This window comes from Pedobacter rhizosphaerae, assembly GCF_900111155.1.
Classification (GTDB): domain Bacteria; phylum Bacteroidota; class Bacteroidia; order Sphingobacteriales; family Sphingobacteriaceae; genus Pedobacter; species Pedobacter rhizosphaerae.
Window position 1 is genome coordinate 61,935 of the sequence record NZ_FOGG01000015.1, and the last position, 22,201, is coordinate 84,135.

Annotated in this window: 20 protein-coding genes; 2 read left to right on the forward strand and 18 right to left on the reverse strand. The window is 39.3% G+C overall.

The window, feature by feature from the left end:
- Positions 1-46 precede the first annotated feature (46 nt).
- The 17 genes from BMX11_RS13365 to pdxA all read right to left on the reverse strand — a co-directional run bounded on the left by BMX11_RS13365 (position 47) and on the right by pdxA (position 19,752).
- Entirely contained in the window at positions 47-2,023 is a 1,977-nt protein-coding gene (locus BMX11_RS13365; RefSeq protein WP_090885108.1) for an alpha-ketoacid dehydrogenase subunit alpha/beta, read from the reverse strand.
- A gap of 24 nt (positions 2,024-2,047) precedes the next feature.
- Positions 2,048-3,436 (reverse strand): LutB/LldF family L-lactate oxidation iron-sulfur protein, encoded by a 1,389-nt coding sequence (locus BMX11_RS13370; protein WP_090885110.1) that lies wholly within the window; start codon positions 3,434-3,436, stop codon positions 2,048-2,050.
- A 90-nt stretch (positions 3,437-3,526) separates the two neighbouring features.
- A complete protein-coding gene (locus BMX11_RS13375) occupies positions 3,527-5,161 on the reverse strand; it encodes a M28 family peptidase (RefSeq protein ID WP_090885112.1) in 1,635 nt (544 codons plus the stop codon).
- Positions 5,162-5,187: 26 nt separating this feature from the next.
- On the reverse strand, positions 5,188-5,625 hold the full coding sequence (rpiB, locus tag BMX11_RS13380) for a ribose 5-phosphate isomerase B (RefSeq protein ID WP_090885115.1): 438 nt from the start codon (positions 5,623-5,625) through the stop codon (positions 5,188-5,190).
- A 45-nt stretch (positions 5,626-5,670) separates the two neighbouring features.
- Positions 5,671-6,555, reverse strand: coding sequence for a twin-arginine translocase subunit TatC (gene tatC, locus BMX11_RS13385; RefSeq protein WP_090885116.1), 885 nt, complete (start codon positions 6,553-6,555; stop codon positions 5,671-5,673).
- A gap of 136 nt (positions 6,556-6,691) precedes the next feature.
- Complete coding sequence (locus tag BMX11_RS13390) at positions 6,692-7,891, reverse strand: LVIVD repeat-containing protein (protein ID WP_090885117.1); 1,200 nt, start codon at positions 7,889-7,891, stop codon at positions 6,692-6,694.
- Between the two features lie 162 nt (positions 7,892-8,053).
- Positions 8,054-9,394 (reverse strand): acetyl-CoA carboxylase biotin carboxylase subunit, encoded by a 1,341-nt coding sequence (gene accC / locus BMX11_RS13395; protein WP_090885120.1) that lies wholly within the window; start codon positions 9,392-9,394, stop codon positions 8,054-8,056.
- A gap of 121 nt (positions 9,395-9,515) precedes the next feature.
- A complete protein-coding gene (accB, locus tag BMX11_RS13400) occupies positions 9,516-9,995 on the reverse strand; it encodes an acetyl-CoA carboxylase biotin carboxyl carrier protein (RefSeq protein ID WP_090885122.1) in 480 nt (159 codons plus the stop codon).
- Positions 9,996-10,109: 114 nt separating this feature from the next.
- Complete coding sequence (locus BMX11_RS13405; protein ID WP_090885124.1) at positions 10,110-11,108, reverse strand: beta-ketoacyl-ACP synthase III; 999 nt, start codon at positions 11,106-11,108, stop codon at positions 10,110-10,112.
- A gap of 18 nt (positions 11,109-11,126) precedes the next feature.
- Positions 11,127-12,065: a phosphate acyltransferase PlsX gene (gene plsX, locus BMX11_RS13410; protein WP_090885126.1), complete on the reverse strand. Its 939-nt coding sequence runs from the start codon at positions 12,063-12,065 to the stop codon at positions 11,127-11,129.
- Positions 12,066-12,166: 101 nt separating this feature from the next.
- On the reverse strand, positions 12,167-12,358 hold the full coding sequence (gene rpmF, locus BMX11_RS13415) for a 50S ribosomal protein L32 (protein WP_039480510.1): 192 nt from the start codon (positions 12,356-12,358) through the stop codon (positions 12,167-12,169).
- 15 nt (positions 12,359-12,373) lie between these two features.
- A complete protein-coding gene (locus tag BMX11_RS13420; RefSeq protein ID WP_090885128.1) occupies positions 12,374-12,904 on the reverse strand; it encodes a YceD family protein in 531 nt (176 codons plus the stop codon).
- A 253-nt stretch (positions 12,905-13,157) separates the two neighbouring features.
- Positions 13,158-14,006, reverse strand: a complete 849-nt coding sequence (locus BMX11_RS13425) for a sulfurtransferase (RefSeq protein WP_090885130.1) — start codon at positions 14,004-14,006, stop codon at positions 13,158-13,160.
- A gap of 7 nt (positions 14,007-14,013) precedes the next feature.
- Complete coding sequence (locus BMX11_RS13430; RefSeq protein WP_090885131.1) at positions 14,014-15,195, reverse strand: MFS transporter; 1,182 nt, start codon at positions 15,193-15,195, stop codon at positions 14,014-14,016.
- Between the two features lie 39 nt (positions 15,196-15,234).
- The gene (locus BMX11_RS13435; protein ID WP_090885132.1) at positions 15,235-15,951 is read right to left on the reverse strand and encodes a DUF4412 domain-containing protein; all 717 of its coding nucleotides are present in this window, start codon (positions 15,949-15,951) and stop codon (positions 15,235-15,237) included.
- A 144-nt stretch (positions 15,952-16,095) separates the two neighbouring features.
- Complete coding sequence (locus BMX11_RS13440; RefSeq protein ID WP_139180189.1) at positions 16,096-18,399, reverse strand: T9SS type B sorting domain-containing protein; 2,304 nt, start codon at positions 18,397-18,399, stop codon at positions 16,096-16,098.
- 273 nt (positions 18,400-18,672) lie between these two features.
- Positions 18,673-19,752: a 4-hydroxythreonine-4-phosphate dehydrogenase PdxA gene (gene pdxA / locus BMX11_RS13445; RefSeq protein ID WP_090885135.1), complete on the reverse strand. Its 1,080-nt coding sequence runs from the start codon at positions 19,750-19,752 to the stop codon at positions 18,673-18,675.
- Positions 19,753-19,906: 154 nt separating this feature from the next.
- Here pdxA and rsmA point away from each other — a divergent pair, with 154 nt between their 5' ends.
- Both rsmA and BMX11_RS13455 read left to right on the forward strand, forming a co-directional pair.
- Complete coding sequence (rsmA, locus tag BMX11_RS13450; RefSeq protein WP_090885137.1) at positions 19,907-20,692, forward strand: 16S rRNA (adenine(1518)-N(6)/adenine(1519)-N(6))-dimethyltransferase RsmA; 786 nt, start codon at positions 19,907-19,909, stop codon at positions 20,690-20,692.
- A 494-nt stretch (positions 20,693-21,186) separates the two neighbouring features.
- Entirely contained in the window at positions 21,187-21,789 is a 603-nt protein-coding gene (locus BMX11_RS13455; RefSeq protein WP_090885139.1) for a thioredoxin family protein, read from the forward strand.
- A gap of 23 nt (positions 21,790-21,812) precedes the next feature.
- Here BMX11_RS13455 and BMX11_RS13460 read toward each other — a convergent pair whose 3' ends face one another.
- The gene (locus BMX11_RS13460; RefSeq protein ID WP_090885142.1) at positions 21,813-22,094 is read right to left on the reverse strand and encodes an ATP-dependent Clp protease adaptor ClpS; all 282 of its coding nucleotides are present in this window, start codon (positions 22,092-22,094) and stop codon (positions 21,813-21,815) included.
- Between the last annotated feature and the right edge of the window lie 107 nt (positions 22,095-22,201).

Below are 22,201 nucleotides of genomic sequence, written 5' to 3' on the forward strand. Positions count from 1 at the left end.
AAGATGCTGAAATAAATTGAGCATGACGAGTTTTGGTTTAAACACCTTAGTATTTCAATAATTTCTCTATTGTTTCCGCTAATCTGGCTTTAGCCAGAAAATCGTCTTCCAAAATCTTGTTCATGGGGATGGCAGTATCCAGGCTGGCGCAACGCATAACAGGTGCATCAAGGTATTGAAAACAGTGTTCCCCAATCCACGCTGCTATTTCAGCGCCAAAGCCATTGGTTAGGGTGTCTTCGTGTAAGATCAATATCCTTCCTGTAGCCTTTACAGTTGCCTCCACAGTAGCTTTATCCCAAGGTTGGAGCGTTCTTAGATCAATGAGTGTTGCATCGCACTCTGGATGCTCCTTTAAGTAATCCAATGCCCAGTGAACGCCTAATCCATAAGTTATAATAGCCAGTTGATTACCCGAACTGAGCTCTACCGCTTTACCGATTTCTGTGGTGTAATAGCCATCAGGAACTGCTGCGCTTAAGCTTCTGTAAAGATATTTATGCTCAAAATAAATTACAGGGTTTGGCTCTTCGATAGCTGCCAAAAGTAAACCCTTCGCGTCTGCAGGAAATGCCGGATAGACTATTTTTAATCCGGGTGTTTTGGTAAACCATGCTTCATTACTTTGTGAGTGAAAAGGACCAGCACCTGTTCCGGCGCCTGTTGGCATTCGTACAACTACATCTGCTTTTTCTCCCCAGCGGTAATGGGTCTTAGCCAGGTTATTCACGATTTGATTAAAGCCTACGCTTACAAAATCAGCAAATTGCATTTCCACAACAGCTTTGAAACCATTAATAGATAAGCCTAATCCTGCTCCAACAATGGCCGATTCGCAAATCGGGGTATTTCTTACTCTTCCTTTACCAAATTTATCAGTAAACCCATCTGTAATTTTAAATGCACCTCCATAATCTGCAATGTCCTGTCCCATCAGCACCAGGTTAGGATATTTCAGCATGGCAAGCTCCAGGCCTTCAGAAATGGCATCTAAATATCTTTTTTCTGTTGATGATGTTCCGGGTTCCACTACCTCTTGCTCGAATGGATAATACATGTCTTTCAATTCCTGATTGACATCTGCATGAGGCTCTTCCTCCTTAAAAGCTGCCTCTACATCTAATTCAATGGCTTTTTTGAGCTGTGTTTTGAGTTCGTTGACGAGTTCAGGATTCAAAATGCCTTCAGTCATTAAATAGGTTTCGAAATTGCTGATCGGATCTTTTTTCTCCCACTGGTCAAATAGCTCCTGGGGAACGTATTTTGTTCCGGAGGCTTCTTCATGACCACGCATTCTAAAGGTTAAGCACTCTAATAAAACAGGACGGGGATCCTTTCTAATCTCGGCTGAGATAAGGCTTATAGTATCAAAAACTTCTAAAATATTATTGCCATCAATCTGGATACCTTCCATTCCATATCCAATAGCTTTATCGATGAGATTTTTGCACCTGTATTGTTCCTGAGTAGGTGTGGATAGACCATAGCCATTATTTTCTATCAGGAAGATGACAGGAAGGTTCCAAACAGCCGCAACATTGAGTGCCTCATGGAAATCGCCCTCACTTGTTGCCCCTTCACCGGTAAAAACCAAGGTGGCTTTTGGTTGTTCGGCTAGTACATCGGCCAGTGCTATTCCATCAGCCAACGCCAATTGAGGGCCTAAATGGGATATCATCCCTATAATTTTATAATCTTGCGTGCCGAAATGAAAGGAGCGATCGCGACCTTTAGTAAATCCCGTTACCTTGCCTTGCCATTGTGCCATTAATTTTTTTAATGGAATATCGCGTGTGGTGAATACCCCCAGATTACGGTGCATGGGCAAAATATATTCATCGTTTTGCATCGCAAGGGTACTCCCAACAGCAATGGCTTCCTGGCCAATACCCGAAAACCATTTACCAATTCTACCCTGGCGTAGGAGTTTGAGCATTTTCTCTTCAACCATTCGGGGATAAAGAAGCCTTTTGTATAAATTCAATAAGAATTGGTCGTCTTTATCTCTTCGGTTGAAGTACATATGAGGTGATTTATAGTGAATAGATTAAGATTCTTTACTTTTTTTCAATTCTTCCCACTGTTTGGCAAAAGATTTATCTGCCACTTTTGGCATCTCTCTGTATTTACCCCAGCTTTTTTTGAAGAAGGTTTTAAGCATGAAATTTTTAAATCTTCCACCAAAAAAGTCCATCCATTTACGTTTTTGCATCATTTTATTGAACATGTTCCAGCCCATCTCTTCTGTCTTTCCATTTTCATGTGCTGTAGCGGCATCTCTGCGATTCAATAAAAGCATTTTGTGGATATCAATTTTAACGGGGCATACCTCCGAACATTTTCCACAAAGACTAGAAGCATAACTTAAATGCTTAAATTCTTCCATTCCTTTTAAATGTGGTGTGATTACAGAGCCGATAGGGCCGCTGTAAGTAGTATTATATGTATGACCGCCAATGTTTTTATAAACAGGGCAGGCATTTAAGCAGGCACCACAACGGATGCAATAAAGGCCCTGGCGCTGATCTTTTTGTGCTAAAAGGTTCGTCCTGCCGTTATCCAGCAAGATGACATACATTTCTTCCGGACCATCTGTTTCATCGGCTTGCCTTGGTCCACTTAAAATAGTGTTGTATACCGTTAAATTTTGGCCTGTTCCATGAGAAGCCAATAGTGGCCAAAACAAATCCAGGTCTGTCATAGACGGAATTACCTTTTCAATACCAACGATGGCGATATGGATCTTTGGAAATGTGGTACTTAAGCGGGCATTTCCCTCATTTTCTGTTAAGGCAATGCTTCCGGTATCTGCAATTAAAAAATTACCGCCACTGATACCGATATCAGCATTTAAATATTTTTCCCTCAGCAACTCTCTTGCTTTTTGCACGAGTTGAGGCGGTGTTGCATCTAAGGGAGTACCAAACTTATCGTGAAAAAGCTGCGCAATGTCTGTGGCACTCAGGTGCATGGCTGGGGTAACAATGTGGTAAGGTGGCTGCCCCAGAAGCTGAACAATATACTCGCCTAAATCACTTTCCAAAGATTCAATCTGATTACTTTCCAGAAATTCATTTAAATGGATTTCTTCAGTAGTCATCGATTTTGACTTGATGACTGATTTACCATTGTTCTTTTTAATGATGTTCAGAATCTCTCTTTGAGCTTCTGCAGCATCATTTGCCCAAATTACTTTACCACCTCTGCGTTGGAAGTTAGATTCAAATTCTGGCAAGAATTTATCGAGATTTTCCATTACACGCCATTTAATGACGTGCGCTTTCTTTTTCGATGCCTCCAGGTTTTCGAATTTGGATAATCCACGTTCTACCGCGACATTATACTTACCGATATTGTAATTGATGGTTTTACGGTGTGATAAATCGAACGCTTTCTCATCACTCTTCTCTAAAAATTCCTCAGCAGTTTTGATCATATTTCAAAGATAGGAAATTCTTGTGCCAGCAAAAGTTAATGTGCATAAAAAAGCCTCAACGATTTGTTGAGGCTCAATGCTTTGACTTTATTATTTTGGGTTACCCTTACCATCCATATCAACAGCCGGGCGTTTTGCTCTATTGGCTAATTCCCAGGCGGTGTAGTAGGTGAGCTGTGCTCTCTTGGCCAATAGCGGGAAGTTGATTTTGCTTACTTCATCCCCTGGCCTGTGATAATCTTGTTGTAACATTCCATCATAGTAGAAAATGATTGGAATACCCAACTTCGCAAAGTTATAATGGTCTGAACGGTAATAAATACGCTCAGGATCTTTTGGATCGTCGTATTTATAATCCAGTTTCATTTTAGTATAAGTAGCGTTAACCTGCTCACTTAATTTACCTAAATCGCTACTTAACATATTGGAACCTACAGAATAAATGTAGTTCGCAGAATCGGGCTTACCTAAATATTCTTCGCCAGTACGGCCAATCATATCGGTATTTAAGTTGGCGATGGTATTTTCTACCGGGAATACCGGATGTAAAGAATACCATTCAGAACCCCAAAGTCCTTTTTCTTCTCCAACAACCGTCATAAACAAGATACTGCGTTTAGGGCCTTTGCCTGCTTTTTTTGCATCAACAAAAGCTTTTGCCATTAATAACACACCCGTAGTTCCAGATCCGTCATCATCAGCACCATTGTTAATTTTATCTGGTCCTTCTACTTCCGGGGTGATGCCGATATGGTCATAATGACCTGTAAGTACAACTACTTCTTTCTTTAACACGGGATCAGAACCTTCTAAAAAGCCCAATACATTTTCGCAACGAACAGGCGTTTCCTTTTTCATGGCGCTGGCAGAAATGGCCACATTTATGGTTTGAGATGCTGGTTTAGAAGTTTCAGCAATTTTCTTTTGAACCGCTTCTACAGATGTTCCTGCTGTTTTTAAAATATCGTTAGCCGTAGCAGTTGATATAGAGATCGTGGTGAAAGGATTTTGTTTTTTCATACGATCAATATTATCCTGCGTTTTCATCAGGTTAGAACCCTTGGTATAAGCCGCCTTCTGTTCTTCGGTAATATTATCTAAGCTTGGGTCAATAAAAATTACGGCCTTAGCTTTAGCCTGAGCTAAATATGAGGTTTTTCTAGCTTTAGCCATCAAAAGCTGACGGCCAGTTTGTTTTTCTCCAGATTTTACGGTTGGATCGCCCGATAGGAAAACCAATACCACTTTGCCATCTACATTTAGTCCTTCATAATCATTATAACCGTCTTTAGTTACACCGTAACCTGCAAACACGATATCATCTGTACTAAAAGTAAAACCATTTAAACCTACGGCATTACTGGCGATTAAAAAATCTTTATAAGCTACCTTCGGCTGACCATTGATTGTTAGCATACTTTCGCTAACACTATAGTTAACTAAATCTATATTCTGGAAATATGAACCGTTAACAGGTGCTTTTAATCCTAATGATTTAAAATAATCGCGAATATAATCTGCTGCCATCCAGGCACCTTTGGTACCTGTTTCTCTACCCTCATAGGCATCAGAAGCTAAAACTGAAAGATGCTTGTAAGCGTTATCCGGATTAATAGCCTTACTGAATCTAATGGCATCCTTATTGGCTACAAGGGGTTTTACTTGTGCAAAGCAACTTGCGTAAAGCACAGTAGCCAAGCCAAGGGTTAAAAAATTTTTGTTCATTATGATAATAGTTAGTTGAGTTTTAGTTAACAGGAAATCTTATCAATTCTGTTTTGATGACGACCAGCCTCAAATTCAGTATTTAAAAAGGTTGTGGTAATTTCCTTTGCTACTTCTTCTGATACAAACCTGGCAGGAATACACAGCACATTGGCATTATTGTGTTTACGAACCAAAGAAGCCACTTCATTTTCCCAGCAAAGACCTGCTCTAATGCCTTCGTGTTTGTTGGCGGTAATGGCTACGCCGTTGGCCGATCCACAAAGCAAAATACCATAAGTAAATTCGCCGCTTTCTACTGCTGACGCTACAGGATGAGCAAAATCCGGATAATCCACAGAATCAGAAGAATACGGGCCAAAATCTTTAAGATCGTAATCTTTTAAAAAATCTTTCAGTACTTCTTTGTATTCGAAACCAGCGTGGTCAGCGCCAATGGCAATTTTAATCTTTGTATCAGACATGTTCAAATTTAGAGAGAAATATAAAATCTATTCGTAATGTTTTTGTTAGTTAGCATAGAACGCAGCTTCAGCTTTTTTCTTTTTCTTCTCGATGTATGCTGAAACAAAAATGCTCAGTTCATAAAGTAAGAAAAGAGGTGTTGCTACAATTAACATCGTCATGATATCTGGTGTAGGCGTTACAATTGCCGCAATAATAAGAATGATAACAGCCGCATATCTTCTGCTCGATCTCATCAGTTTTGGTGTCATTAAGCCTAGTTTTGATAGGATAAAGATAATTACCGGAAGTTCAAAAATAATTCCCGTTCCTAAGGTTAGGGTAGCTACCGATGATAAGTATGAATCAACGGTAAAGGTGTTTTTTATTTCCTCACTCACGGTGTAACCCGTTAAAAAGTTAACTGACAATGGGCATACAACAAAATAACCGAATAAGATACCGATAACGAAAAGCACTGAAGCAAAGAAAACAAAACCACTGGCCGATTTGCGTTCATTTTCATGAAGTGCGGGTTTAATAAAGCGCCAAATTTCCCATAATAGATAAGGAAAACCTACCACAATTCCGCACATCACACAAACATTTAACTGCAGGTTAAACTGCCCGGCCATTTCAGTATTGATGATCTCACCATTAATTTTGGTGATACACATGTCTTTCCCTAAAGAAGGAAAACGCTCAACCAATTTACACATCATTCTGTAAGTCCAGAAATCAGGTTTTTTAGGTCCGAAAATAACCTTGTCTAAAATTTCTTCGTTGAAGTAAAAGGCGATACCCGTAAAAACGGCAACGGCAATAACTGCTCTAATCAGGTGTTTACGTAAAATATCAAGGTGATCAAAAAAGGACATCTCTGCCTCTAAATTTTTACCTTTTTCCCCTATAGCTTTTATTAGTGATGATTTTTCTTTAGTGCTGCTCATGTTGAAAACAAAAATACCATTCTAAATGAATAGAATGGTATTTACGTGTTAAATATAGAAATAGTTTATATTATTGTGTGAATTCGTGATTAAAAATAGAATTTTAATCACAGCAATAAGTAAAAGATTAAACTTTTTACTGAAGTACTTTGATTACACTCAGCTGCTTCATACTTGCGGGATTAATATAGTTAAATTGATACACCCCGTCTTCGCCAGTAACGATTAAAGATTTTGGGCCGGCAATTACATCAAAGCTTTTAATGTTATTTAAATGCTGTAGCAGATTATTCCCAATGGCATTTTTATCGGTAATATTGAAGCTTTTTATACCATAAGTGCCTTCGCAGAGAAATAAGTTGTTGCCACTCACACTTAAGCCATGCGGGTTTTGCATCTGAAAAACTGCAGTTTGTTTTGGCTTTGTTGGATCTTCAATATCTACAACCTCTAATTGATTTACGGTTTGCCTACAAAAATTGCCTGTACGTAAGGTAACGAATGCATATTTTCCTTGTACTACCACAGGGTCGCAAGCAAAAACATGGCTATAAGTAGATAGCTTTACCGGATTGGCTGGGTCGCTAGCATTAAAAATATGCATTCCTCTGTTGGTGCCGATAAATAATTTATTTTCATACGGGAAAATAGTTTCAACGCCCCAGTCTAAAGCAATGGTTTTTACAAAGGTTGGATTTGAAGGTGTTTTTACATCAAAGAGACTCAAATCAGCATGACCAACGGTATACAGATAATCACTTAACAAGGTGAATCTGGCCATTGAGCCACCCTGACCCGATGAGCCGCCCGAACTACTACTGTAGCTCGCGTCATACATTATATTTTTATAGGTTTCCTTTCTAACAACGGTATCTTTATAAATAACCACATATTTTTGCACACCAGTAGTGAAAAACTGTTTAAAAACTTCATTTACCCTTTTTATTTGTTTGATGTTATTTATCGATGAGATATCAAAAGCCAGTAAATCTACATAACTATCTGCATAGAGAATGTTATCGCGTATAGCAAGATCTACATTACCTGGGATTTGCAAGAATGCGAGATTAACGGGTGCAGCCGGATTGACGTTGTTATAAATATGGATTCCTTTGTTTGGTTCATTGATAAAAAGGTAGTCGTTATAGATATAGATCTTTCCTGTCTTTTTAGCTTTTACGGCACTTTTTATGCCTACTGGTAACGCCCGCATTTCCTGAAGGGAAATTGTTTTGGCGATTTGTATCACTTCAAATTCATCAGTATTTTTTTTGCATTGAGTAAATACCGCCATCGTGAGGAGCAGCAGTAATCCGTTAAATAGATTTTTTTTCATGTTGGTTAGGTTTTTTAGTCAAAACGTTTCCCGTTACTAAAACGCTACAAGATAATAAGTTAATGTTGGTTGAAGCGATCAGCTGGGTTAAGTATAACAAAAAAGGCCGTTTCAAATTTTTGAAACAGCCTTTTAAAAATTTTAATACCAGTATGATCTAAATTATTCTGATAAGTCAAATGTTTCCATGAATTTGGTAGTGAAATTTCCTGCTCTGAAGTTAGGATCTTTCATCAGTTGTAAATGGAAAGGAATCGTTGTTTTAATCCCTTCAATTACAAATTCGCCTAATGCACGTTCCATGGTACAAATTGCTTCTTCGCGAGTTTGCGCTACGCAAATCAGTTTGGCAATCATACTATCATAGTTAGGTGGAATTTGATAACCTGCATAAACATGTGTGTCTACACGTACGCCATGGCCACCTGGTGAGTGAAAGTTAGTAATCTTTCCTGGTGATGGACGGAAGTTATTAAACGGATCTTCTGCATTAATACGGCACTCAATGGCGTGCATATCAGGGAAGTAGTTTTTACCAGAAATAGGAATTCCTGCAGCTACTTTAATTTGTTCTTTAATTAAGTCGAAGTTGATTACCTCTTCAGTAACCGGGTGTTCTACCTGGATACGGGTATTCATTTCCATGAAGTAGAAGTTACGGTGTTTATCTACTAAAAACTCAATTGTTCCGGCACCTTCATAATTAACGGCAACAGCACCTTTAATTGCGGCTTCACCCATACGAACACGTAATTCATCAGTCATGAATGGAGAAGGAGATTCTTCAACCAATTTCTGGTGACGGCGTTGAATAGAACAATCGCGTTCTGATAAGTGACAAGCTTTACCGAATTGATCACCAATAATCTGGATTTCAATGTGGCGTGGATCTTCAATGTATTTTTCCAGGTATAAGCCATCGTTACCGAAAGCTGCGCCAGATTCCTGACGGGCACTATCCCAGGCATTTTCGAAATCTTCATCTTTCCAAACTACGCGCATTCCACGGCCACCACCACCGGCAGTTGCTTTAAGAATTACAGGATAGCCCATTTCGTTGGCGATTTTGATACCTTCTTTAACGCTGGTTAATAAACCTTCAGATCCAGGAATAGTAGGTACCCCTGCTTTTTTCATAGTCGATTTGGCAGAAGCCTTATCACCCATATCATCTATCTGCTCTGGAGTAGCACCGATAAACTTAATACCATATTCTCTGCAGATATTTGAAAACTTAGCATTTTCAGATAAAAATCCATATCCAGGATGAATCGCATCAGCGTTGGTAAGCTCTGCTGCAGAAATAATGTTAGGAATATTTAAATAAGAATCTTTACTTGGGGGAGGTCCGATACAAACAGCTTCATCAGCAAAACGTACGTGTAAACTTTCGCGATCTGCGGTAGAGTAAACAGCAACTGTTTTGATGCCCATTTCCTTACAGGTACGGATAATACGCAAAGCGATTTCACCCCTGTTGGCAATTAGTATTTTTTTAAACATGATTTTTTATTTTTCGTCAATCTGTTTTAAAATAATCGTCATGCTGGTTGATCAGCATCTATATTAAAAAGAAGACCCAAATCCCGGGTAACGGGACTGGGTGACGTCAATGTTTTTATAATTAAATTGGCTCTACTAAGAATAATGGTTGGTCGTACTCAACAGGAGAAGCGTTATCAACCAAAATTTTAACGATACGGCCAGAAACTTCACTCTCAATTTCATTGAAAAGCTTCATTGCCTCGATGATACAAACTACCTTTCCAGTACCGATTTCATCACCAACGTTTACAAACATTGGCTTATCAGGGCTCGAAGAACGGTAGAAAGTACCGATCATAGGAGATTTGATCGTAATGTATTTAGACGTGTCTTCCGCAGCAGAAGCAGCTGGAGTTGCAACAGCAGCTGGTGCAGTAGGAGCAGAAGCTACAGGGGCTGCAGCTTGTACAAGTGGAACTTGTGGCACTGTAGCGTGAACAACTGTTGGGGTTTGGTTTGTTTTGATGGTGATTTTAAAGTCTTCTTGCTCAATAGCAACTTCGTTTACACCAGAACGAGAAACAAATTTTATCAGTTCCTGTATTTGTTTAATATCCATTTTTTAGGCTAGTTATGTAAAAAATAGTGTTTATATAATTTAACTAAGTTATACTTTTTTTGTTTTATTTTTATCTGATAATCAGCCTGTCGGCTTCAGACTAAGAACTTCAGACTAATTGGAGTCGTAAGCCCATTTGAGGTAAATAGAACCCCATGTAAATCCACCTCCAAAGGCAGCTAAAACAATATTGTCGCCTTTTTTTAATCGGCTTTCCCATTCCCATAAACAAAGTGGAATTGTTCCGTTAGTGGTATTGCCATAACGCTCAATATTGATCATTACTTTATCGGTACCTACACCCATACGGTTGGCAGTAGCATCAATAATGCGTTTGTTGGCTTGGTGAGGAACTAACCAGGCTACATCATCTGCAGTTAGGTTATTACGCTCCATAATTTCAGCAGCAACATCAGCCATATTGGTAACCGCAAATTTAAACACGGTAGGACCCTCCTGGTGAGCAAAATGTTCACGTGCATCAATACTTTCGTGAGTTGCAGGTTTAACAGAACCTCCGGCTTTCATGCCTAAGAAATCTCTTCCCGAACCATCAGATCTAAGAATAGAGTCCTGAATACCTAATCCTTCTTCGTTTGGTTCTAACAAAGCACAACCACAACCATCTCCAAAAATAATGCAGGTAGTTCTATCTTCATAGTTAATGATTGAAGACATTTTGTCTCCACCAACCACTAATACTTTCTTGTGTTTACCCGATTCGATAAACTGAGCACCAGTACTTAATCCGAAAATGAATCCTGAACAGGCCGCCTGTAAATCGTAACCCCAGGCATTTGTTGCGCCTACTTTATCGGCAAGTACGTTTGCTGTAGCCGGGAAGGTAAAGTCAGGTGTAGTAGTGCAAAAGATAATTAAATCAATTTCCTTTGCATCAATACCTCTTTTTTTAAGCAATCCATTTACAGCGTGTACAGCCATATCGGATGTACCTAAACCTTCGCCTTTTAAAATTCTGCGCTCTTTAATTCCCGTTCTGCTGGTGATCCATTCATCCGAAGTATCAACAATGGTTTCTAACTCTGCGTTGGTAAGCACATAGTCGGGGACGTAACCATTTACTGCTGTAATAGCAGCGTGAATTTTACTCATTTTAATAAATTAAATAAATTATTTAAATGCCGTTTTAATTTTATCTACTAATCCTGTTGTAATCATTTCTCGTGATTGAAGGACCATATTTTTAACTGCTAACGGACTCGAAATACCGTGGCCGATTACTACGGGTGCATTAACACCTAAAACCGGGCTGCCACCATATTGCTCATAATTGAAACGATCGAAAAATTCATCTTTCATCCCTTTCTTAACAGTCATTACGTAAAATGATTCTGCTAATTTAAGCATTACATTTCCAGTAAAACCATCACAAACAATTACATCCGCTTTATCGTTAAATAAATCTCTTCCTTCTACGTTGCCTACAAAGTTAAACAAGTTTGTATCCTTCATTAACGGAAAAGTTGCCATACTTAGCATATTACCCTTCTCGTCCTCTTCACCAATATTCATCAGGGCCACTTTCGGGTTGTCTATCTGCAGTAAATTTTCTGCATATAAACTGCCCAGGGCACCAAATTGAAGTAAGATATCAGGTTTGCAATCGGCATTTGCACCAACGTCTAATAATAAACCAGTGCCGCCTTTTATTTTAGGAAGGATAGTACATAAGCATGGGCGGATAATGCCCGGAATAGTTTTAACGCTAAAAACAGCGCCAACTAACATGGCTCCAGAGTTACCTGCACTTGCAAATGAGTCGATTTTACCTTCTTTTAAAAGGTTAAAGCCAACAGAAATGCTCGATTTTGGTTTCTGAACAATTGCTTTTGTGGGATGTTCGCCCATACCAATAACTTCATCAGTATGAACGTATTCAAAATGATCCGGATTAAAACCTTCCTCAATAAGAATGGGTTTAATCTGTTCGGTATCGCCGATGAGAACCAGGTGTTCTCCGGCATTTAGCGATTGATGAGCAGCTATTGCTCCCAAAACAATTGCTTTGGGAGCATAGTCTCCGCCCATTATGTCGAGGCCTATTTTCATAGAAAAAATCTGTTTGTGTTAAATTAGGGTTAATCCTAAATTTTTCAGTGGACTAAGGTATGACTAAAGCCGCTGAAAACGCAAACAATTTTTTAAGAAAATTAACCAATCTGAGTATTTTCGATAACCAGTTTGCCGTTGTAGTATAAGTTACCATCAACGTTGTAAGCACGGTGAGGTACGTGGATAGCACCTGTTGCCGAGCATGTTGCTAAAGAAGGAGCCACAGCTTTATAGTGAGTTCTTCTTTTATTTTTTCTCTGTTTCGAGATCTTCCGTTTTGGATGTGCCATTGGTGTATAATCTAATTATTTTTTTAACTTATTTAATGCTTCCCAACGTGGGTCGCTTGTTTGTTCGTTCTCTTCACTCTGATTTTCGATAGAAAGCTTCTCTAATCGATCAATCATTTCCTGGTCGCAATCTTTATCAGCCTGCTCGCAGTTTTTGATATATGGAACCGAAACGTTGATCATTTCATATAACGGTTCTGCAATATCAATGGCTGTTTCTTTTCTGCTCAATGAGATTATTTCATCATCATCACTCTCCAGCTCGTCTTCAGCAAACTTTACAATCTGTCTTTCGTACAGATTTACAGGCAATGGAAATTCGGCTAAACATTTGTCGCAATCCAAATTAACAGTGCCAATTACTTTAAACCTTAAGATCAACATGGTCTCTTGTTTTTCAAGCTCCAGGTTAACTTTTAAGTCGCCGCTTTTAATCAATGAATACTCAAATGCATTAAAAAAGGTGTCATCAAGCTGAAAATCAAACTCATGAGTTCCCAATTTTAATCCGGTAAACGGTACTGAAAATTGTTTTAGCGGGTTCAAAGTACTGTAAAATTTTAGCCTGCAAATGTAGGGATAAAATAATTAGATTAAAAATGTTTTTTAAAAATTATTCCTTTGATTGAGCAGGTATTGAAGAAGTTATGGGGTTGTTGGTTCATTATTGAGTAGTCATTGGTTCATCTGCCAGCAGTTATTAATGCAGTTGGGAATTCTTTCAGCCACAAAATTACCAAGCCATGCTTCTAGAAGCGCAGCCCTTTTTACCTCAGTATTGGTGCCCAGATTGTATCTGCTACTGAGCAGGAGCTAAAACCATTTCTTTATTATTTCTGCTCCACTCACTCCAAGAACCTACGTAAAGTTTGGGGATCGGTAGGCCAGCATAATCCAGAGCCAGTAGTGTATGGCAAGCAGTAATTCCCGATCCGCAGTGCACAATTATATTTTCGGGTTCAATACCCGCTAATGATTGGGTGTATTTAGCTTTCAATAATTCAGGGGCTAAGAACGCTCCGGTTGCATCTAAGTTCTCGGTAAAGGGAATGTTGGTTGCGCCGGGGATATGGCCTGCAATGAGGTCTATTGGCTCTGTAAGGCCTGCAAAACGATTGGCATCGCGAACATCAATTACAATATAGTTATCCTTCTTGGCTACTTGCTCTACTTCATTGATATCTGATAAGGGTAAATTCCAGGAAGTAAGGGCGTAAGGCTTAGCAGGTTTGGCTGTTTCTACCTTTGAACTGGTCGGGAAACCTGCTCTAACCGCGGCATCAAACCCACCGTCAATTACCTGTACTTTCTGGTGTCCAATAGCCTTTAACATCCACCAAAGTCTGGCTGCGGCGTTTCCTCCGTTTTTATCATCATAAACTACCACATGGCTATCTGGAGAAATACCAAACTTGGCCAGAAATGTTGCAAACTGCTCCAATGTTGGCAAGGGGTGTCGTCCGCCAATGGCGAAATCTCCGATGTTTGCAAGGTCGGTGTTCACATCTGCAAATAGCGCTCCGGCAAGATGGTTTTCTTCATATCTGGCCTTCGAACCCGCACTGGCATCAATGATAATTATTTCCTCTGATTGACTTAACTGAATTAAATCTGCTGGTTTTATAATGGGTGATAATTTTGATTGCATTTTATATTTATTTTTTTGGTGATTGTTTCAAAGCCCATAACCCCAATGCAGGGCCGAGGCCTAAGATCATATAAAGATATTGAGAATTCAGTTGTTTTGACAATAGATTAATCACCTGGATGCTCACAATTGTTAGGGCAAAGCCCATGCAGTTTACGATGGTTAGCGATGTACCTCTTGATGCTTCTGGCGCATGTTGGGCAATCAATGAGGAAAATAGCGGGGAATCAGCAGTAACAACTAAGCCCCAAAAAAACAATATGGCTAAAAGAACCATCGTATAATCAGTAAAGAGGAAAAGCGGAGAGAGCAGGCAGCATAAACCTGATAATAATAAAGCAATAGTGGCTAGTTTTTTGGCACCGAATCTTTGCGAAAGTAACCCGCCTACCATGCAAGATAAACCGCCTGCGGCGATGATTAGAAAAGTGAGCAAAGAAATGTTAAGATTTGCATCTGGATATCTGGTTTGGTAAGAAAGAAGGATGCTCGGCAAAAATGCCCAGAAAGTATACAGTTCCCACATATGTCCAAAATAACCAAAGGCAACAGCCCTAAACTCAGCATTTTTAAAGCCCTCTAAAAAGGAATTGAACCTGAGTTGTTGTCCTGCTTTTCTAAAGGGACCATTTGGAATGAAGAAAGCGATCATTGCACCTCCAATAATGGCTAGAAATGAGGTGGTGTAAATTACATATTCCCAATGGAAATTGGCTGTGAGTGTTTTAAGCAGATGTGGAAAAGCCGTGCCCAGTACCAAGGCACCTACTAGAAAGCCTAATGATTTGCCTAAGCCTTCCTTAAAATAATCGGATGCAATTTTCATTCCCACCGGGTAAATTCCTGCTAACATGAATCCTGTTAGAAATCTGAATAAATGTAGAAAGGCAACATCATTTATCTTCAGGCAAATGCCAGCGTTGAAGAAGGCAGCAGCCAAAGCGCAAATAAAAAAGACTTTTGACGGGGGAAATTTATCTGCGATAGCAAGTAAAGAAAAACTCAGTGTTCCGGCAATAAAACCAAACTGTACCATACTGGTTAGATTGGCTAAAAGGTTTGGATCTGTCGCAAAATTTTTGACCAGATCTGGCAACACTGCATTCCCTGCAAACCATAAGGAGGTGCATAAGAACTGGCCTATAACAATAACGGGGAGAACAAATTTGGGTGGATTAATGCTGGTCATCTTTTAAATGCACAATGTTACCTAAAATAAGCAGTAGCGTTAGTGTTTCAATTGCTCTTTCATCAATTTTTCCATCATCTCCTTTTTTTGTTGCGTGGTCATATTTTTTATTTTATTGGCATCAAAATCTATACTGCTTTTTTTATAACCTGCCGGGATGGTAAATAGTGCCGGACTTAGGGTTTTTGTTTCATGCTTAGTTAGTAACATGGTTAGGGTAGGCGTTTGCGTGCCAGGCTTAAATACAATCACCTTTACAGGCATACCTGATATTCCTTTGCTTTTTAATTGCGACAGAACTTTTTTAGTATTGGCATTATTTCCCATCATTGGAAAATCAAAGGTTGGTAGTTCTTTGCTATACCAGGCATCCCATGATTTCCCTTCAGCAGTCATTCTTACGTGAGAACAATTGTAGTTGCCAATTTTTTCATTCCCTAAAACCTTGATGTCGATATTTTCGCCGTCGTTATTGCTCATTTTGGCTTCCGTGTAGGTTCTGTTCATCGAGTTAAATACAAGAGTTACCCCGGGCCTGTTTTTAAGCATCAGCAGTGTGGTAGACATTTGCCTGCCCGCAATGATCATATTTGTTTCTGTACGTAAATCACCATTTTTACCGTACATCTTACTGAGGATGGGCTTACTACCAGAGGTAGTCATGGTATATTCTAAGTAAATATCTGATGCAAGCGCTGGTTGGCTAAATAGAAATATTGCACAAAGGTTTGCCAGTATAAATAATTTGGTTTTCATTGTTGTCGTATTTGGTTAGTTAAAGTTAAGCAATAGAAGGCCAATCTTTGTGTAGCGGGTAGTTTTTATATCCAGACTCGAATTAATTTCTTCAGTTTATATGGGGTTACCCAATTAAAGGGGGCTTTATGACAGGGAGGTGCCTTATTTGATAATGCTTAAGCTCCCGGTTAGCGTTTGTTGTCCATCTAGGTTGATCACGTAATAATAAACTCCCGGAGGACAGGTATTGCCTTGATAATTTCCTGCCCATGGATGTTCGTAACCTTTGGAGAAGAAGACCAAGTTTCCATACCGGTTAAAAATTGATACCTGGCAATTGGAGAACGATTTAAGGTCTGCTATCTGCCACAAATCATTTACCCCATCACCATTGGGACTAAATGCATTGGCTGGTTTAATTTTGACAACTATAGTAATGTTAATGTCTATTGTATTAGATGATACACTATTTGTGCTTGAACAGGGGGTGGTGACAGTTAACTCGCAGGTTACCTGATCTCCTTGTTGTAAATTATTTTTACTGAAAAAACGACTGTTTGCTCCAGTTGGAATTCCATTCACAAACCACTGGTATTCTGGATTTGTTCCTTCATTGGTGGTGGTTGCAGTAAAATTTACAGTAGATGAACTGTATATCTTACTAATATCACTCTCTATGCTAACGGTGGGCGTGAGAATGGGATTGATTCTGACAATAATTGCATTGCTTTCTGCGGTAGTACTCACCTGGCAATTTTGAGCATTGCTAACCACGGTACAACTCACCTGATCCTTATCTTCAAGATCATCTAATTCGAGAATATCTGAATCGATACCCACATCGTTTCCGTTTATTTTCCATTTATAAATAGGTTTTTCGCCTGCACGGGTTGCTGTTGCCTTAAATTTTATTAATGCACCCTTACAAGTGGTTGATTGATCAGTCTGAATGGTAACACCAGGAGCTTCTGTAACTTGACTACTTAGTGAGATGCTGTTGCTCGGTACCAATCTACTTGTAACACAGGTTTCGGAACTTGTAAGGTTGCACGTTACAACATCTGTTGATGTTAAGTTATTGGGGCTAAAAGTGTCGTTGTTTTCTCCGGGAATGTTTCTGCCATTTATTTGCCATTGCAGTACAGGATTAGCTCCTCCATTTACAGTAACTGCAGTAAATATGGGTTGGAAATGATCACAAAGTACATCTCTATCAGCAGAGATAGTTATCTTAGGAAGGAGATTTTCACTTACAGTTATGGGGTTGGAAATGGTTGTACAGCCGTCTGTTGTAGTTATTTTTGCGCGATAAGTTCCGGCTTTTAAAGTGGTGTAAGTTCCTGTAAAGATGTTGGAAAACTTAATAATCCGTCCATTTAAAAAATCAGAAACATATAAGTTATTGAAAGCATCCATTCCAATGCCTGTAGGCATAATCTGGTTAGGGGCATTGCCCTGGCCATTTCCGCCAGCAATGATAGAGCCTGAATTCGCCCCAGGCAACCATTTTAGAACAGCATATCCAGTGTAATCTGATACATAAATGTTTTTACTCCCATCAACATAAACACCAAGTGGGTTACCAGAAGTACGGGCAACAGTTGTTCCAGTATTAGCTCCTATAATCCATTTTTGTACCCTGTAATTATCTGTATCGCAGATGTATAGGTTGTTGTCTTGTATAAACAATCCGGTAGGAGCAGCAAGCTGATTTGCTGCGCTCCCATAGCCATTTCCTCCCGCAACTATTATTCCCGGGCCAGTTCCGGCGCTGTATTTTCTAACCAGCTGACCATTTTGTTCAGATACATAAACATTGTTTTGTGCATCAATACAAATGCCGGTTGGTAAAATAAGCGATGAGGCTATTGTTATTCCAGACGTTGCTCCGGGACTGAATTTTTGAACACGGGAGTTGGATTGATCTACTACATAAAGGTTTCCAAGACCATCAACCGCTACTGCAGTGGGTCTGTTAAACTGGTTGGAACTATTTCCAGTGCCGTTTCCACCTGCCACAGTAATACCTACAGTAGCTCCTGGTGCCCATTTCTGCACCCTGTTATTGGCCATATCAGGTATGAAAATATTTCCTGCCTTATCTACAAATATTCGATTAGGATTATAGAGTTGGTTGGGCGCTGAGCCGCTTCCATTTCCCCCTGCAACGATAATACCATTGTTTTGTTTAACATTACTTTGTTCCAGTATAGAAACGTCGTCTAATAACCAGGAAATGCCGGCAATTGCACTGTTACTGGTTACCAGGAGCTCACTGCCTACACATTCGTTTCCCGTTAACGTAGCTGTGCAGGCATACTTTAACTTTGATTGGTGTAAGCTGGAAAAATCTTGAACAGGATAAGGCGGTACTGAATGATAGCTGTTTTTTTTATAAAACGCAGCAGAAAATGATGCGATAAAAGATATTAGGAATACACAAATAAAGCTTAGTGCGGTTTTCAACAAGAGAAGCGTTTGGTTTATTGATGCAATTAAAGATTAAAAGTTTAACTTTCAAAAAAAACTGTCATAATTAGCTTACATCAATTGGAAATAGCTACAAAAAGCTACCGAAATAGGGCATTATACCTTAGCCTGCTAGTTCAAAGCTTTGAGTGGAGAGTTTGTAACCCTATAACCTGCAATTCGATTAGCTATTGTGCTAGGATGACTCCTTAGCGCTCGAAGTGTTAGTCACCCAGCCCCGTAACAGGTAACATGTAACCCACAACCCAATTAAGAAGCATCATCCTTAATGTCAAACTGCGTTTCCACAATTTTTCCACCAGTTCTGAGTTGATTGCTCAACATTTCTTCTTGCTCGCGTCTGTTTTTTACAATGTGGATGGCTGCAAAAAGGGCTTCTCTGAATGAAGTCTCATCGGCTAAGTTTTTACCTGCGATATCGTAACCTGTACCATGATCAGGAGAGGTACGCACAAAGTTTAGCCCTGCGGTATAGTTAACGCCATTACTGAAGGCCAGGGTTTTGAAAGGGATAAGACCTTGGTCGTGGTACATCGCCAATACCGCATCGAATTTTTTGTAACTGCTGTTGCCAAAAAAGCCATCGGCAGGGTATGGGCCAAAACACATAATGCCTTTATCAAAAGCTTCTTGTATGGCCGGACTGATAATTTCGGCCTCCTCAGTGCCCAATAAACCGTTATCACTGGCGTGGGGATTAAGCCCAAGAACAGCAATTTTGGGTTTTTCAATCCAGAAATCCTTTTTTAAGCTTTCATTAATGAGTTTAAGCTTATTGATTATTTTCTCTTTGGTAATGGCCGAAGGAACATCCTTAACTGGAATATGACCGGTTACAACCCCCACACGAAGGCCTTCGCTTACCAGGAACATCAATACATCTTTACTACCACTCTTTTCTTGTAGGTATTCGGTATGCCCCGGAAAGGCAAAAGTTTCAGATTGGATGTTGTGTTTATTAATTGGAGCAGTAACCAGCGCATCAATATCACCGTTTACTAAATCGCTCGTTGCCCTTTCTAAAGATAAAAGCGCATATTTTCCACCTGTTTCTGTTACCTGGCCAAGCTCTATCTTAACATCCTCTTCCCAACAATTAATCATGTTGGCCTTTTTAGGCTGGGCCTGATTAGCCTGATTGATCACATTGAAGCTGAAGTCGCCAAGGTTATTCGCCTTGCGGTGAAAAGAAGAAACTTTGGTATGACCATAAACTATTGGTGTGCAGTAATTTAAAATTACGGGATTAGATAAGGTTTTAATAATCACCTCTAAACCTATGCCGTTCACATCGCCTATACTGATACCAATTTTAAGTTTATTGCTCATAATTAATGGAAAATTTTAGCGCAAATTACTGATTTTAGCTTAAACACTTTAAAAAAAATGAAAGCCTAAGCAACACGAAGTTATTTGCAAAGAAATAATAAGCCTATCTTTGTGGTTATAATTTCAATTTTAAAGCCTCTTTTGGGGTTCGGGTATGAGTTTAGTAAAAGCAAAAAAACATTTAGGACAACATTTCTTAACCGATAAAGGTATCGCCAATCGCATTGTAGAAAGTTTGGTGAATACCGATAAATATAATCAGGTGTTAGAAGTGGGGCCAGGAATGGGGATTTTATCTGATTTTTTATTGCAGCGCGAGGATTTACAAACCTATTTAATTGATATTGACACTGAATCTTTTCATTTTCTGAATGAAAAATATCCTCAGCTGGGTGATCGCTTAATTAATGGAGATTTTTTAAAGCTCGATTTTGATTCGATCTTTTCTGATCAGTTCGCTATAATAGGAAACTTTCCATACAATATTTCTTCGCAGATCTTATTCAAGATTTTGGATAACAGACACAAGGTAGTTGAAATGGTAGGAATGTTTCAAAAAGAAGTGGCACAGCGTTGTGCAGCCCCTGCCGGAAATAAAGAATATGGCATTTTGAGCGTTTTTCTTCAGGCTTATTATAAAATTGAATACTTGTTTACTGTAAAACCGGGAACTTTCAATCCACCGCCCAAGGTGCATTCTGCCGTAATTCGTTTAACCCGCAATGAAGTGAAGCAGCTGGATTGCGACGAGAAATTGTTTTGGCGAGTGGTTAAAGCAGGATTCAATCAGCGGAGAAAAACTTTGCGTAATGCAGTTTCTGCGGTAATGCCTAAGGATAAAATGGACGACCATATTTATTTTGAAAAACGCGCGGAGCAATTAACAGTTGCAGATTTTGTAGCCTTAACACAGCATGTGAGTAAGTTGATGTCTGCTTAGAAAGTATCGAGTATTGAGTAGAAAGTATCAAGTATCGAGTAGCAAGTAGAAAGTATAAAGTAATAGGTTGAGAGTATCAAGGCGAGTGTGTCATTCCCAATTCGGAGTAGTCTTGCAATCCTGTCCGTCGAGTTCCGCAGGAGTTCTACGGATTGTTAAATGGAGGAGAGTCTTGGACTCGGTTTAAGTAATGTTGTGTTATGAAATTCAACGTTATGTTGTAATCCGTAGAGGCGCTGCGCTTGTATTGAGTAGAAAGTATCGAGTATCAAGTATTGAGTAGAAAGTTATAGGTTGAGAGTATCAAGGTGAGTGTGTCATTCTCAATTCGGAGGAGTCTTGCGTTTAGAGTTGATGGATTCTTGCTATCGCCCTGGATAACAGGAAAAAAATCCTTCTGACAAGCCATTAATTTTTCCTGTCGTTTTCTTGCAAAACAATGATTATTTCCATCGTTTTTCTCCTTTCCTTTGCGCTGTAATTTTGAAAATGTTATGGTTAATTATCGCGAAATTTTTGAGCAGCAGGGAATGGATTATACTACTTACCGTCAACTGGTAGATCAGCTACTGGCAGAGGGTAAAACAACAGGTCCAGATGATTCGGAAGCCATGTTGCATTACAGTAAAATGAATGTTCAGCGCATGAACCGGGTAGATAAAACGGTTAATTTAACAGAAGAATTAACAACCACCCTTCATCACTTAAAGGGGAATTACAAGTTGCTGGTTATTACCGAAGGTTGGTGTGGTGATGCTGCACAGATTATTCCTGTTTTCAATAAAATAGCTTCTACTGCAAGCGGACAATTAGATTTGAAATTTGTACTTCGCGATCAGAACCTTTCATTAATTGATGCACATTTAACTAATGGTGGTAGGGCAATCCCGGTACTTTTAGTTTTAAATGAAACGGGAGACAAGGTATTGCTCAGTTGGGCACCAAGACCACAAATTTTACAACACCTGTTGGCAGAGTGGAAAAAAGAAACTACAGAAATGCCAATCATTGCCGAAAAGCTTCATGGATGGTACGCCAAAGATAAAACACTCACTACGCAATTAGAGATGAACGAGCTGTTTAAAAAGTTGGGGTAGTTACTCCAATAGATAAACCAGGACTAGTCAACAGAAACCGTTAAACCTTCTTGTTGCAAAATTTTCCGGTAAACTTCCATCTCTGTAAAAGAACCTTCCAATACGGCACATTTACCTTCGTTATGCACCTTCCAGGCGATTTTTTCTGCCTGCGATTCGCTATAATCCAGATATTTCATCATGCAAAAAATAACATGGTCAAACGTATTGATATCATCGTTCCATAAAATCAGGCGATGAACAGTTTTGAGTGAAGTTAAAATTTCTTCGAGCGTAAAGGTCTCTTCTTTGGTTTCTGTAGACATATTTGCAAAAATAAACAATAATTGGAAGATATGAGACATGAGATGTGAGATTTGAGAACATGGGCGTAAGATATTGAACTAGTAGCTATTGATAATGTGCATTCTCG

Coding starts and splice junctions, on each gene's coding strand:
- tatC (WP_090885116.1), bottom strand. CDS start 6,555: ATGAGCAGCACTAAAGAAAAATCATCACTAATAAAAGCTATAGGGGAA.
- BMX11_RS13455 (WP_090885139.1), top strand. CDS start 21,187: ATGGTTAATTATCGCGAAATTTTTGAGCAGCAGGGAATGGATTATACT.
- BMX11_RS13430 (WP_090885131.1), bottom strand. CDS start 15,195: ATGACCAGCATTAATCCACCCAAATTTGTTCTCCCCGTTATTGTTATA.
- rpmF (WP_039480510.1), bottom strand. CDS start 12,358: ATGGCACATCCAAAACGGAAGATCTCGAAACAGAGAAAAAATAAAAGA.
- plsX (WP_090885126.1), bottom strand. CDS start 12,065: ATGAAAATAGGCCTCGACATAATGGGCGGAGACTATGCTCCCAAAGCA.
- accC (WP_090885120.1), bottom strand. CDS start 9,394: ATGTTTAAAAAAATACTAATTGCCAACAGGGGTGAAATCGCTTTGCGT.
- BMX11_RS13405 (WP_090885124.1), bottom strand. CDS start 11,108: ATGAGTAAAATTCACGCTGCTATTACAGCAGTAAATGGTTACGTCCCC.
- rsmA (WP_090885137.1), top strand. CDS start 19,907: ATGAGTTTAGTAAAAGCAAAAAAACATTTAGGACAACATTTCTTAACC.
- BMX11_RS13460 (WP_090885142.1), bottom strand. CDS start 22,094: ATGTCTACAGAAACCAAAGAAGAGACCTTTACGCTCGAAGAAATTTTA.
- BMX11_RS13390 (WP_090885117.1), bottom strand. CDS start 7,891: ATGAAAAAAAATCTATTTAACGGATTACTGCTGCTCCTCACGATGGCG.
- accB (WP_090885122.1), bottom strand. CDS start 9,995: ATGGATATTAAACAAATACAGGAACTGATAAAATTTGTTTCTCGTTCT.
- BMX11_RS13370 (WP_090885110.1), bottom strand. CDS start 3,436: ATGATCAAAACTGCTGAGGAATTTTTAGAGAAGAGTGATGAGAAAGCG.
- BMX11_RS13435 (WP_090885132.1), bottom strand. CDS start 15,951: ATGAAAACCAAATTATTTATACTGGCAAACCTTTGTGCAATATTTCTA.
- BMX11_RS13425 (WP_090885130.1), bottom strand. CDS start 14,006: ATGCAATCAAAATTATCACCCATTATAAAACCAGCAGATTTAATTCAG.
- rpiB (WP_090885115.1), bottom strand. CDS start 5,625: ATGTCTGATACAAAGATTAAAATTGCCATTGGCGCTGACCACGCTGGT.
- BMX11_RS13375 (WP_090885112.1), bottom strand. CDS start 5,161: ATGAACAAAAATTTTTTAACCCTTGGCTTGGCTACTGTGCTTTACGCA.
- BMX11_RS13365 (WP_090885108.1), bottom strand. CDS start 2,023: ATGTACTTCAACCGAAGAGATAAAGACGACCAATTCTTATTGAATTTA.
- pdxA (WP_090885135.1), bottom strand. CDS start 19,752: ATGAGCAATAAACTTAAAATTGGTATCAGTATAGGCGATGTGAACGGC.